Raw genomic sequence first — 12,708 nt, 5'->3', positions numbered from 1 at the left:
CCACCTGGCAGGCGCCGGCGCCCCGGGCGTGCAGGTGCGCGTGCTGTCGGCGCAGGTGCTCGATGCGGTCGTGCATCGCGGTCGTTCGCTGAAGTCGGAGCTGGCGGCGACGCTGCCGCGCCTGTCCGACCCGCGCGATCGCGCGTTGCTGGAGGCGATCGCCTTCACCGCGCTGCGGGGACGCTATCGCTACGCGCCGGCCTTGCGCGGCTGGTTGCAGAAGCCGCCAGGGGCAGGTGACGGCCCGCTGATGGCCCTGCTGCTGGCCGGTTGCGCCCAGCTCGATGCGCTGCAACTGCCGGCGCATGCAGCGTTGGCCGCCACCGTGGAAGCTGCGCGCGCGCTGGGCCGTCCGCACCAGGCCGGGCTGGTCAACGCCCTGCTGCGCCGCGCCCAGCGTGAGGGCTTCGCGCCCGCCGATCCGGCCGCGGCCTGGCCAGACTGGCTGCGTGGGCGGATCGAGGCGGCTTGGCCTGCGCAGGCCCCCGAGGTGTTTGCTGCCAGCGCTCAGCCCGCACCGTTATGGCTGCGGGTGAACCGCAGTCGGATCGCACGCGACGAATACCGCGCCCGGCTCGAGGCGGCCGGCATTGCCAGCACCACCGATCCGCGCCTGGCCGACGCGTTGTGCCTGGAAGTGCCGGTGCCGGTGGCCGCGCTGCCCGGTTTCGACGAAGGCCTGGTCGCGGTGCAGGATGGCTCGGCGCAGCAGGCCGCCGACGCACTGGGCGCCGAGCCCGGTGCGCGGGTGCTGGACGCCTGTGCAGCGCCCGGCGGCAAGGCCGCGCACCTGCTCGAGCGCGACCCGGCGCTGGAACTGCTGGCGCTGGAGGTGGATCCGCGCCGCGTACCGAGGATCGAGGAAAACCTGCGACGCTCCGGCCTGTACGAACCCGGTACGACCGGCCGCGTCCAGGTGCGGGTGGCCGACGCGACCATGCCGGCGCTGTGGTGGGACGGTTTCACCTTCGATGCGATCCTGCTCGATGCGCCGTGCTCGGCTACCGGCGTGGTCCGGCGCCAGCCCGACATCCTGCTGCACCGGCGCGAGGAGGATCTCGCCGCACTGATCCAGGTCCAGGCCCGCCTGCTCGACGCGGCCTGGCCGCTGCTGCGCCCGGGCGGCGTGCTCCTGTACGCGACCTGTTCGATCCTGCCTGAGGAAAACGCGACCCAGGTCGACGCGTTCCTGGCCCGTACCGCCGATGCGGTGGCGAGTCCGTTGCCCGCGGCGTTCGGCCACCCCGCCGGCGTCGGTCGCCAGCGCCTGCCGGGCGAGGACGGGATGGACGGCTTCTTCTACGCGCGCCTACAGAAGTCCGACTGAGCGCCCGTTATCATCGGCCGCCATGCCGATCCCATCCCTGAGCGCGGACACGCGCACACGCGACAACTGGCTGTTCTGGATCACCGCACTGCTCGTGCTCGGTGCCGGGCTGGGCCTGCGCGACCCGTGGCCGGCCGACGAGCCGCGTTTCGCCCTGGTCGCCAAGCAGATGGTGGAGAGCGGCAACTGGCTGTTCCCGCACCGCGGGATCGAGCTCTATTCCGACAAGCCGCCGATGCTGATGTGGCTGCAGGCGGCGTTCTACAGCGTATTCGGCAACTGGCGCGTGGCCTTCCTGCTGCCGTCCCTGCTGGCCGCGCTGGGCACGCTGTGGTGCGTGCAGGACCTGGGCCGGCGGCTGTGGACGCGCAAGGTGGGCCTGTATGCGGCGTGGGCTTTGCTGTTCGCGTTCCAGTTCACCTGGCAGTCCAAGAAGGCGCAGATCGATCCGCTGGTGACCTTCTTCATCACCCTGGCCAACTACGGCCTGCTGCGGCACCTGCTGCGCGGCCCGGACTGGCGCTGGTGGGCGCTGGGCTGGTTCGCCGCCGGACTTGGCACGATCACCAAGGGCGTGGGCGCGATCGCGCTGCTGATGATCCTGCCCGCGGCGATCGCTTCGTGGCGTGGCTGGCCGCGGGTCAGGGTGCACGTGCGCGATCCGCGCTTCTGGCTCGGGCCGTTGGCGTTCCTGGCGGCGGTGTCGATCTGGCTGGTGCCGGTGGTCGCGGTGGCCCTGTCCAAGAACCTGCCCGAATACCGCGCCTACCTGGACGACATCCTGTTCCGGCAGACCGCCCGGCGCTATTCGCAATCCTGGGACCACCACCAGCCGGCCTGGTACCACCTCGGGGTGATGCTGACGATGTGGATCCCGCCGGTGCTGGCGTTGCCGTGGGCGCTGCCGGCCTGGTGGCGGCGGCTGAAACGCCGCGACGCGCGCTACCTGCTGCCGCTGGCGTGGTGGGTACTGGTCCTGGCCTTCTTTTCGATTCCCGCCGGCAAGCGCGACGTCTACATCATGCCGGCGCTGCCGATGATGTGCCTGGCGCTGGCGCCGTTGCTGCCGGGGCTGCTGCGCCGGGGCTGGGCGCGGGTCCTGTTGCTTGCACTGTCGCTGGCGCTGGTGGTCCTGCTCCTGGGCGGCGGCTTCGCCCTGCTGCGCGGCAGTGGTTCGCTGGTGGTGAGGATGGAGGAGCAGCGCGGGCTGGATCCTGACGCGATCCGCGCCGTCGGCTGGATGCTGCTGGCGACCGGTGCCTGGGGCCTGGCCTGTGTGCTGGCTTTCCGTCGGCGCGCGGTGGTGGCGCTCTTCGCCACGCTGGCGGGCCTGTGGGTGGCCTTCAGCCTGGTCGGTTACCAGGCCCTGAACGACGCGAGTTCCGCGCGCGGAGTGATGGCCGACGCGGGTCGCCGGATCGGCCCGGACGCCGAGTTGGGCCTGGTCGCCTGGAAGGAGCAGAACATGCTCATGGCGGACCGCCCGGTGGTGGACTTCGGCTTCAAACAGTCCTGGGAGGTCCAGCTCGATCGCGGCGCGGCCTGGCAGGCGCAGGCGCCCGGTCGCTGGCTGCTGGTCCAGCAAGATGCACTGGAAGGCTGCATCGACCGGCAACGGATCGAACTGGCCGGTATCTCCAACCGCCGCCGCTGGTGGCTGGTGCCGCCGGGTGCGGTAGCGGGAGAATGCACGGCCACGCAAGAAGAGCGGGCGCGGGCCGATGCCGTGCAGGGACGCGAGACGGACTAGGCAGGGTTCGCCGGCTTAGTGAGTGTTCCGGGAAAGCAGGGGAAGAGGCGTCGTACCTGGCGCGGGATCGCGATGAACGAACGGTTGGACAATCAAGAGGGTCGGAGGCTGCGCTGGGCTCGGGCCTGTGCCGCACTGGGGGTCTGGTGCCTTCCGGCGCTGACCCTGGCCATACCCAAGGGCTTGTTGCCATTCGGCCTGCTGCTGCTGGCTTCGACCCTGCTGGTCCCGCTGCGGGTGGCCCGGGCGACGCGGGAGATCGGCTGGCCGTGGGTGCTGGTGGCGTTGGCGGGCATCGTCCCGGTACTGGTGGCGATGGCTTCGGCCCTGATGCTGGACACCACCCAGGGCATCGACGAACGCGATCGCCTGCTGGTGCTGCCCTGGGTCATGGCCTGGGCGTGGGCGCTGCAGCCGCCGCGGGACCTGCTGTGGCGCGGTTCGCTGGTGGGATTGATGGCCGCCGCGGCGCTCGCCCTGACCCAGGTGCTGGCGGGGGCTGTCCGCGCGGGCGGCTGGCTCAACGAAATCGTCTTCGCCGACGTGGTCCTGGTGCTGATGGTGCTGGCGGTGTTCTGCCGGCCGCCGCGCAGCTGGCACTGGTCCGGGTTCGGGCTGGCGCTGGGCGTGCTGGCGATCCTGCTCAGCGGCACGCGCGGGGCCTGGCCGGGAATGTTGTTGCTGTTGCTGGTGCTGGTGCTGGGCAGCGGGTGGCGCAGCCCTCGCAGCCGCAGCATCCTGCTGGGGGCGGTGGTGGCCGCCGGTATCGTCCTGGTCGCTTCGGTTCCGGCACTGACCCAGCAGATGCGGTTGACCGAGTTGCGCCAGGACCTGGAGCGGATGGACCGCGGCGACCACAACTCCTCCGCGGGCGCGCGCCTGGAACGGCTGCAGGTCGCTGGCGAGGCATTCTTCGCTGCGCCGTGGACGGGCGTGGGCTTCGGCGAGTTCGACCGGGCGATGCAGCGGCTGCCGGCCTGCCAGCACGACACCGAGCGCCACGTCGAGCGCTGCCACCTCGGCCATGCACACAACGACCTCGCCGAGTGGGCCGCGACCATGGGCATTCCCGGCGTAGTGGCGCTGGCGATGCTGTACGGCGTCCCGTTGTGGCTGTTCCTGCGCTTACGCCGCGGAGTGAAGGCAGGCCGCCTGCGCGGCTCGGCCTCGGCCGGGGCGATGCTGGTGCTGGTGTTCGTACTCAGTGGCCTCACCCAGTCGATGTTCGCTCACCAGACCACCGCCAGCGTCTACGCCGCCTTCGGCGGCCTGCTGCTGGGCCTGGCATTGCGCGAGGCCCGTTGGCCGTCTAGGCCGGGTCGTAACGACACGGCCTGATGCCGGATCGGTCGGCGCGGCCGCTGCCACGCCCCGAAAAAGAAAGCGCCGGCCCTGGGAGGGCCGGCGCCGGGGGTGCCGGCGTTGCCGCCGGCGGGGGGAGGGTTACTTCGAGATGTCGACGTCCTTGGTCTCGTGCAGGAACAGGCCGCCGATCACCACGGTCATCACCGCGATCGCGATCGGGTACCACAGGCCGAAGTACATGTTGCCGGTGGTTGCCACCAGGGCGAAGGAGATGGTCGGCAGGAAGCCGCCGAACCAGCCGTTGCCGATGTGGTACGGCAGCGACATCGAGGTGTAGCGGATCCGGGTCGGGAACAGCTCGACCAGGTAGGCGGCGATCGGGCCGTAGACCATGGTCACGTAGATCACCAGCACCCACAGCAGGAACAGCGTCGCCGGGATGTTGATGCGCGCCGGGTCGGCCTTCTCCGGGTAGCCGGCCGCGCCGAGCGTGCTCTTCAGCAGCTTGGTGAACGCGTCGGCCTTGCTCTTGACCTCGTCCTTGGACAGGCCCGCCGCATCGTAGGCCTCGACGTCGGTACCGCCGATGCTGATCCGGGCCACGGAGCCGGCCGGGACCGGCACGATCTCGTACGGGACGCCGGCCTTGGCCAGCGCGGCCGCAGCGACATCGCACGAGTTGGTGAACACCTTCTTGCCGATCGGGTCGAACTGGAACGAACAGGTGTTCGGGTCGGCGTGGACCGTGGCCGGCGCGCTCTGGCGGGCTTCCTCGATCGCCGGGTTGGCGAAGTGGGTAAGGCCCTTGAAGATCGGGAAGTAGGTCAACGCCGCCAGCGCGCAGCCGACGAGGATGATCTTCTTGCGGCCGATCTTGTCGGACAGCCAGCCGAACACGATGAAGAACGGCGTGCCCAGCACCAGCGCGGCGGCGATCAGCAGGTTGGCGGTGGTGCCGTCGACCTTGAGCGCCTGGGTCAGGAAGAACAGCGAGTAGAACTGGCCGCCGTACCAGACCACGGCCTGGCCGGCGGTGGCGCCGAGCAGGACCAGCAGCATCAGCCTCAGGTTGCCGCCCTTGATCGAATCACGGAACGGCTGCTTGGAGCCCTTGCCTTCCGACTTCATCTGCTGGAACAGCGGCGATTCGGACAGTTGCAGGCGGATCCACACCGAGATGCCGAGCAGCACGATCGACACCAGGAACGGGATGCGCCAGCCCCAGGCCTCGAACGCCTCGGTGCCCAGGGTCAGGCGGCAGGCCAGGATCACCAGCAGCGACAGGAACAGGCCGAGCGTGGCGGTGGTCTGGATGAAGCTGGTGTACAGGCCGCGTTTGCCGTCCGGCGCGTGCTCGGCCACGTAGGTGGCCGCGCCGCCGTACTCGCCGCCCAGTGCCAGGCCCTGCGCGAGGCGTAGCGCGATCAGGATGATCGGTGCGGCGATGCCGATGGTGGCGTAGGAGGGCAGGATGCCGACCAGGAAGGTCGACGTGCCCATCAGCACGATGGTGACCAGGAACGTGTACTTGCGGCCGATGCGGTCGCCGAGGCTGCCGAAGAACGCCGCGCCGAACGGACGCACCGCGAAACCGGCGGCGAACGCGAGCAGGGCGAAGATGAAGCCGGTGGTCTCGTTGACCCCGCTGAAGAACTGCTTGGCGATGATCGCCGCCAGCGAACCGTACAGGTAGAAGTCGTACCACTCGAAGACCGTGCCCAGGCTCGAGGCGAAAATGACCTTCTTGTGGCCCTTGCCGATTTCGCCCTGCGGCGAATGATGGTGCGTGGTTGCGCTCATGTGGATCCCCTCCCTCAGAAGCTGTATTTGACGTGTGTCTGGACGCGCTTGAGGTCGCCTTCGCGATCATCCTCGAGCGAACGTTGGCCCCAGCCGATCTCCGCGCCGATGTCCAGCTTGGGCAGCGGCGAATAGATCAGGTTGGCGTGGTAGGACTGCGAACGCTCGGTCACGCCCCAGCCGACCAGGGCGACGTCGTTGTCGAAGGCGGCGGCCGAATACATCAGGTTGCCGCGCAGCTTCGGGTTGAAGACATGGCGCCAGGCCACGAAGCCGCCCCAGCCGTTCATCGCCTCGATGTCGCCACTGGCGTCCTGCATCACGTCGCTGCCCAGGCCGAAGGCCATGTAGCGTCCGATGCCGCTGCCGTAGTTGCCCATGTAGCGGATGTCGTCGCTGTCGCCGAGGTTGAACTTGCCCGAGACGCTGACCGCGCCGCCGCTGTCGGTGTTGTCGCCGGACTTGAACTGGCGCAGCAGGCCGGCGACGGAGAAGTGGCCCCAGTCGCCCTTCATGTTGTAGCGCGCGGTCAGGTCCGGGACGTTGTTGTCGCCGGTGGTGGTGCGCGCGCCGGCCGCGGCCGCATTCGGCGCGTAGGCCTGCATCGTGGTGTTCGGGTTCTCCAGCGCGACCGACCAGGGACCACTGGTGTAGCGCACCTGCGCCTGGCGCACGAACACGGTGCCGTCGGTGACGCCGACGAAGTCGACCGCATCGGGCAGGGCGGCGGTGTCCTGGAAGTTGGACCAGGTCTGGCCGGCCAGCCACTTGTTCCAGCTCACGTAAGCCTGGCGCAGGGTGACGGCGTAGGTATTGGTGGCGATCTCGTTGCCGGCCAGCGCGTTGCTGCCGCCGCCGAAGAAATCCATTTCCACGAAGCCCTTGAGCTTGTCGCCGCCCTCGGTGACGTGGTCGGCGCTCAGCCAGAAGCGCGAGAACTGGGCGTGGAAATCGGTGTACGGGTCGCCGCCATCGGCGGCCGGCCCGCCCACCGGGATGGTGCTGGGCACGTAGAACATGCGGCCGGAGGACCCGTCCGCGATGCGGCCGTCGCTGGTGTCGGTGACCATCGCATCGAGCTTGATGAAGCCGCCGTAGGTGAAGACGCTGCCCGGGTTTCCGGCGGGCAGGATCGGCGCGGTCTGGATCTTAGGCTTGCCATCGGCCGGTGCGGCCGCCGTCGCCGCGGTGGCGGTCTTGACCTCGGTGATCTGGGTCTGCGTCTCGCTGATCTGGGTCTGCTGGGTCTGCTGTCCGGAGACGAGCAGCTGGACCTGGCGTTCGAGCTCGGCCACGCGGGCCTCCAGCGCCTTCTCGCGCGCGGTCTGCGCGAACGCGGCGCCCGGCGCCACCAGAGCGACCAGCAGTGCCACGGCCAATGGCCGTCGCAGCAATCTGGATGGATGCTTGTTCATTTGCCCCTCTCTCCCTCGTTGGGTGGCGCCTGCAGCGAAGCGACGAGCGGCCACGCTGGGCGCGCGGCCGGTGACCGCAGACTGCGCATGGCCGCGGGGAGCGCCTATTCGCCATTAGTCGAATCCGGCCCGGCGACGTCGACCCGGGCCCGCAGTTGCGGGGCGTGCATGCCGTTGCGACCGCTCCGCGGTGGCCCGCCTTCGACCAAGGTCTTAGCCATGCTGCTGCAATGCGTCACGGTGGATGCGTCAGACTGTCGATCCATCAGTCGTGATCGCCACGCCCCGCGCGGCCGGTCACCCGGCATCTTTCGGAGGGAGACGCCATGTCCGACCTGTATCCCGTCAAGCCCGAGTTCGCCGCGCACGCGCGCATCGGCAAGGACGACTACGAACGCCTGTATCGCGAATCGGTGCAGGATCCGGAGGGTTTCTGGCGCAAGGCCGCCACCCGCCTGGACTGGTTCCGCGAGCCGACCGTGATCAAGGACGTCAGCTACGCACTGGATGACTTCCACATCCGCTGGTTCGCCGATGGCGAGCTCAATGCGTCGGTCAACTGCCTGGACCGGCAGCTGGCGCAGCGCGGCGACAAGACCGCGCTGCTGTTCGAGCCCGACAGCCCGGATGCGCCAGCGCAGAAAGTCACCTATCGCGAGCTGTACGAGCGCGTGTGCCGCCTCGGCAATGCGCTGCGCAACCTGGGCGTGACCAAGGGCGACCGGGTGACCATCTACCTGCCGATGATCCCCGACGCGGTGGTGGCGATGCTGGCCTGCGCCCGCATCGGCGCGATCCACTCGGTGGTGTTCGGCGGTTTCGCCCCGAACTCGATCGCCGACCGCGTGGCCGACTGCGGCAGCAAACTGGTGATCACCGCCGACGAAGGCCTGCGCGGGGCCAAGAAGATCCCGCTCAAGGCCAATGTCGACGCCGCGCTGAAGCTGCCCGGCACCAATACCGTCGAGACCGTGCTGGTGGTGCGCCACACCGGCGGCGCGGTGGACATGCAGGCCCCGCGCGACCGCTGGTTCCACGATGTGGTCGAAGGCCAGCCGGCGCAGTGCGAACCGGAGCGGATGAACGCCGAGGACCCGCTCTTCATCCTTTACACGTCCGGCTCGACCGGCAAGCCCAAGGGCGTGCTGCACACCACCGCCGGCTACCTGTTGTTCGCGGCCTATACCCACGAGTCGGTGTTCGACCTGCGCGAGGACGACATCTACTGGTGCACCGCCGACGTGGGCTGGGTCACCGGCCACAGCTACATCGTCTACGGGCCGCTGGCCAACGGCGCCACCTCGGTGGTGTTCGAGGGCGTGCCCAACTACCCGAGCGTGTCGCGCTTCTGGGAAGTGATCGACAAGCACCAGGTCACCATCTTCTACACCGCCCCGACCGCGATCCGCGCGCTGATGCGCGAGGGCGAGGCGCCGGTGAAGAAGGCCTCGCGCGCCTCGCTGCGCCTGCTCGGCAGTGTCGGCGAGCCGATCAATCCCGAGGCATGGCGCTGGTACTACGACGTGGTCGGCGATGCCCGTTGCCCGGTGGTCGATACCTGGTGGCAGACCGAGACCGGCGGCATCCTGATCTCGCCGCTGCCCGGCGCCACCGACCTCAAGCCCGGCTCGGCCTCGCTGCCGTTCTTCGGCGTGCAGCCGGCGCTGGTCGACGCCAATGGCGATCACCTGGAGGGCGCTGCCGAAGGCAACCTGGTCCTGCTCGATTCCTGGCCAGGACAGATGCGCACGGTCTACGGCGACCACCAGCGCTTCATCGACACCTATTTCCGCACCTACCCGGGCACCTACTTCACCGGCGACGGTTGCCGCCGCGACGGCGACGGCTACTACTGGATCACCGGCCGCGTGGACGACGTCATCAATGTCTCCGGCCATCGCATCGGCACCGCCGAGGTGGAGAGCGCGCTGGTCTCGCATCCGAAGGTGGCCGAAGCGGCGGTGGTCGGCTTCCCGCACGACATCAAGGGCCAGGGCATCTACGCCTACGTGACCCTCAAGGTCGGCGAGGCGCAGAGCGACGAGCTGCAGAAGGAACTGGTGGCCTGGGTGCGCAAGGAGATCGGCCCGATCGCCACGCCCGACCACCTGCAATGGGCGCCGGGCCTGCCGAAGACCCGATCGGGCAAGATCATGCGCCGGATCCTGCGCAAGATCGCAGAGAATGCGCCGGACCAGCTTGGCGACACCTCGACCCTGGCCGATCCGTCGGTCGTCGAGTCGCTGGTCAACGAACGCAAGGTGAAATGACCCCTCCGCTGGAACGCAACACCGAATGTCCACGATCCTGATCGCCGACGACCATCCGCTGTTCCGCGAAGCCCTGCGCGGCGCGGTGCAGCGGATCCTGCCGGCAGCGACCCTGCACGAAGCCGACAGCGTCGACGCGCTGTATGGGCTGGTCGAAGCGCACCCGGACGCGGACCTGCTGCTGATGGACCTCAACATGCCCGGCGCGCACGGGTTCAGCGCGCTGGTGCATTTGCGCGCGCTGCATCCGCAGTTGCCGGTGGTGGTGGTCTCGGCCCGCGAGGAACCGAGCGTCATGCGCCGCGCGCTGGACCACGGCGCGCTCGGCTTCATCCCCAAGTCGGCCGATTCGGACACCATCGGCGAGGCGGTCGGCCTGGTGCTCGACGGCGAGCGCTGGGCGCCGGCCGCCGCGGCCGCCGCGCCGGCGATGGACCGCGACGAACAGGCCGTGGCGCAGCGCCTGCGCGAACTGACCCCGCAGCAGTTCCGCGTGCTGCAGATGCTCGGCGAAGGACGGCTCAACAAGCAGATCGCCTGGGACCTGGGCGTGTCGGAGGCGACGATCAAGGCGCACGTGACCGCGGTGCTGCGCAAGCTCGGGGTCAACAACCGCACCCAGGCAGTGCTGCTGGCCGGACGCCTGGCGGTCGATCCGGACGGGGTCGTCGTGCCGCCGCAGGAGGCGGATTGAACCGGCCGGGCGTGCGAGCCCGGTGCGTGGAAGCGGTTACCGGATAAACCGGCCTGAACCGGGCCGCGGCGCCCCTTGCGGGAAGGCCGGTGATGCGCCGCACAATAGAGGGTCTGCGACGCGCCATTGCCTTGGGGGGCACGGTCGTCGCGCTCTCCGGAGAAACCGCGTGGTCGCAGCATCCATTCGTTCCGCTGGCAGGACCACCGACCTCATCCGAAGAGCGCGGCGATGAGCGCGCCGACAGGAGTTGCATCCAACGCAGCCGGGACCGTGTGGCTTCCCTCGGCCGAGTCGCCGATGCCGATGCCCGGCCAGAGCCTGCGCCAGGGTCGGCTGTCCGCCACGCGTCCGGCCACCTCGCCCCGCGGGATGGGCTGGCGACGCCTGCTGGTGATCGGCAGCACCGCCGTACTCACCGCAGTGGCGGCGATGGGCATGCTGCAGGTGCTGCGCGTAGGCGGGCTCAGCGTGCTGGACGGGGTGCTGCTGGTGCTGTTCGTGGCCCTGTTCGCGTGGATCGCACTGTCCAGCGTCAGCGCCGGCTGTGGCTTCGTGCTGCTGCTGGCCGGGCGCGCCAACGTGCTGGGCATCGATCCCGACAGCCCGTTGCCCGTGCCCGGCGTGCGCACCGCCCTGCTGATGCCGACCTACCACGAGGATCCGGCGCGGATCATGGCGGGACTGCAGGCGGTGTACGAATCGGTGGCCGCCACCGGCCAGCTGCACGCCTTCGATTTCTTCGTGCTCAGCGACAGCCGCCGCGAGGAGGTTGCCAAGGCCGAGCTCGAGGAATTCGCCGCTTTGCTGGAGCGCACCGGCGCCCACGGCCACCTGTTCTATCGCCGCCGTACCGACAACACCGGGCGCAAGGCCGGCAACATCGCCGAGTGGGTGCAGCGCTTCGGCGGCGCCTATCCGCAGATGCTGATCCTCGACGCGGACAGCGTGATGAGCGGTTCCACCCTGGTGCGGCTGGCCTCGGCGCTGGAGCACCATCCGGGCGTGGGCGTGCTGCAGACGCTGCCGCGCGTGGTCAACGGCCAGACCCTGTTCGCGCGGATGCAGCAGTTCGGCGGCCACGTGTACGGGCCGGTGATCGCGCGTGGCGTCACCTGGTGGCATGGCAGCGAGGGCAACTACTGGGGCCACAACGCGATGCTGCGCACCCGCGCCTTCGCCGAACACGCCGGCCTGCCGGAGCTGCCGGGGCGGCAGCCGTTCGGCGGCCATGTGCTGAGCCACGATTTCGTCGAGGCCGCGCTGATGCGCCGCGGCGGCTGGGCCATCCACCTGGTGCCGCAGCTGGACGGCAGCTACGAGGAAGGACCGCCCTCGCTCACCGACCTGCTGGTGCGCGACCGCCGCTGGTGCCAGGGCAACCTGCAGCACGGCAAGGTCGTCGGCAGCGCCGGCCTGCACTGGATCAGCCGCATGCACATGATGGTCGGCATCGGCCATTACTTCACCGCGCCGATGTGGGCGATGCTGATGCTGGTGGGCCTGGCCATCCCGCTCTACAACTCCGACCTGGTCTGGGACGGCTTCCAGCTGCCGGGGTTCTCGCCGCTGCGCTATTGGGCCGCGCGCGACGCCGAGCGCGTGGCCTGGCTGTTCGCCGCGACCATGGGCGTGCTGTTCGCGCCCAAGGTGTTCGGCTTCGTGGCGATGCTGACCGACGCCGATGCGCGTCGCGGCGCGGGCGGTGCCGGGCGGGCTTTCATCGGCGTGCTCATCGAGAGCCTGCTGGCTGCGCTGATGGCGCCGATCGTGATGTACCGGCAATCGCGCGGCGTGGCCGAGGTGCTGGCCGGGCGCGACTCGGGCTGGGAGGCGCAACGCCGCGACGACGGCAGCGTGCCGCTGTCCAGCCTGGTGCGCAGCTATGCCGGCCTGAGCCTGTTCGGCCTGTTCATGGGGGCGCTGGCCTGGGCCGTGTCGCCGGGCCTGGCGCTGTGGATGGCGCCGGTGGTGGTGGGCATGATCCTGGCGATCCCGACCGTGTGGATCACCTCCGCGCGCACACCGGGTCGCTGGCTGCGCCGCCACCGCATCCTGTGCATCCCCGAGGAACTGGAGCCGCCACCGGTGCTGCGCCGGGCCACCGAGCTGCGCGCGATGGCCACGCCCCCGCAGGCATAATGCCG

8 protein-coding genes are annotated in these 12,708 nt (G+C 69.7%); 6 read left to right on the top strand and 2 right to left on the bottom strand.

Going from position 1 to position 12,708, the window contains the following annotated elements; genetic code table 11:
• The first annotated feature begins 28 nt into the window (after window positions 1–28).
• The 3 genes from rsmB to CSC65_RS00235 all read left to right on the top strand — a co-directional run bounded on the left by rsmB (window position 29) and on the right by CSC65_RS00235 (window position 4,415).
• Entirely contained in the window at window positions 29–1,327 is a 1,299-nt protein-coding gene (gene rsmB, locus CSC65_RS00245) for a 16S rRNA (cytosine(967)-C(5))-methyltransferase RsmB (RefSeq protein ID WP_425501288.1), read from the top strand.
• Window positions 1,328–1,349: 22 nt separating this feature from the next.
• Window positions 1,350–3,077, top strand: a complete 1,728-nt coding sequence (locus tag CSC65_RS00240) for an ArnT family glycosyltransferase (RefSeq protein ID WP_162407963.1) — start codon at window positions 1,350–1,352, stop codon at window positions 3,075–3,077.
• A gap of 72 nt (window positions 3,078–3,149) precedes the next feature.
• Window positions 3,150–4,415, top strand: coding sequence for an O-antigen ligase family protein (locus CSC65_RS00235; RefSeq protein WP_162407962.1), 1,266 nt, complete (start codon window positions 3,150–3,152; stop codon window positions 4,413–4,415).
• A 105-nt stretch (window positions 4,416–4,520) separates the two neighbouring features.
• Here the strand turns inward: CSC65_RS00235 and CSC65_RS00230 are convergent, their stop codons facing one another.
• Together CSC65_RS00230 and CSC65_RS00225 are read right to left on the bottom strand one after the other, a co-directional pair.
• Window positions 4,521–6,182, bottom strand: coding sequence for an MFS transporter (locus CSC65_RS00230; protein ID WP_162407961.1), 1,662 nt, complete (start codon window positions 6,180–6,182; stop codon window positions 4,521–4,523).
• A 14-nt stretch (window positions 6,183–6,196) separates the two neighbouring features.
• Window positions 6,197–7,597 carry a DcaP family trimeric outer membrane transporter gene (locus tag CSC65_RS00225; protein ID WP_162407960.1) on the bottom strand — a complete coding sequence of 467 codons (1,401 nt, stop codon included), beginning with the start codon at window positions 7,595–7,597 and terminating at the stop codon, window positions 6,197–6,199.
• 326 nt (window positions 7,598–7,923) lie between these two features.
• Between CSC65_RS00225 and acs the strand changes: the two genes are divergently transcribed.
• From acs to mdoH, 3 genes are all read left to right on the top strand, one after another.
• Complete coding sequence (acs, locus tag CSC65_RS00220; protein ID WP_162407959.1) at window positions 7,924–9,867, top strand: acetate--CoA ligase; 1,944 nt, start codon at window positions 7,924–7,926, stop codon at window positions 9,865–9,867.
• A gap of 25 nt (window positions 9,868–9,892) precedes the next feature.
• Window positions 9,893–10,561 (top strand): response regulator transcription factor, encoded by a 669-nt coding sequence (locus CSC65_RS00215; protein ID WP_162407958.1) that lies wholly within the window; start codon window positions 9,893–9,895, stop codon window positions 10,559–10,561.
• A 231-nt stretch (window positions 10,562–10,792) separates the two neighbouring features.
• Window positions 10,793–12,703 (top strand): glucans biosynthesis glucosyltransferase MdoH, encoded by a 1,911-nt coding sequence (gene mdoH, locus CSC65_RS00210; RefSeq protein WP_162407957.1) that lies wholly within the window; start codon window positions 10,793–10,795, stop codon window positions 12,701–12,703.
• Window positions 12,704–12,708 lie beyond the last annotated feature (5 nt).

The sequence above is a fragment of the Pseudoxanthomonas daejeonensis genome (assembly GCF_010093205.1).
GTDB lineage: Bacteria > Pseudomonadota > Gammaproteobacteria > Xanthomonadales > Xanthomonadaceae > Pseudoxanthomonas > Pseudoxanthomonas daejeonensis.
This window is presented reverse-complemented; position numbering and strand designations above follow the sequence as displayed.

Coding starts and splice junctions, on each gene's coding strand:
- CSC65_RS00215 (WP_162407958.1), top strand. CDS start 9,893: ATGTCCACGATCCTGATCGCCGACGACCATCCGCTGTTCCGCGAAGCC.
- CSC65_RS00225 (WP_162407960.1), bottom strand. CDS start 7,597: ATGAACAAGCATCCATCCAGATTGCTGCGACGGCCATTGGCCGTGGCA.
- acs (WP_162407959.1), top strand. CDS start 7,924: ATGTCCGACCTGTATCCCGTCAAGCCCGAGTTCGCCGCGCACGCGCGC.
- mdoH (WP_162407957.1), top strand. CDS start 10,793: ATGAGCGCGCCGACAGGAGTTGCATCCAACGCAGCCGGGACCGTGTGG.
- CSC65_RS00235 (WP_162407962.1), top strand. CDS start 3,150: ATGAACGAACGGTTGGACAATCAAGAGGGTCGGAGGCTGCGCTGGGCT.
- CSC65_RS00230 (WP_162407961.1), bottom strand. CDS start 6,182: ATGAGCGCAACCACGCACCATCATTCGCCGCAGGGCGAAATCGGCAAG.
- CSC65_RS00240 (WP_162407963.1), top strand. CDS start 1,350: ATGCCGATCCCATCCCTGAGCGCGGACACGCGCACACGCGACAACTGG.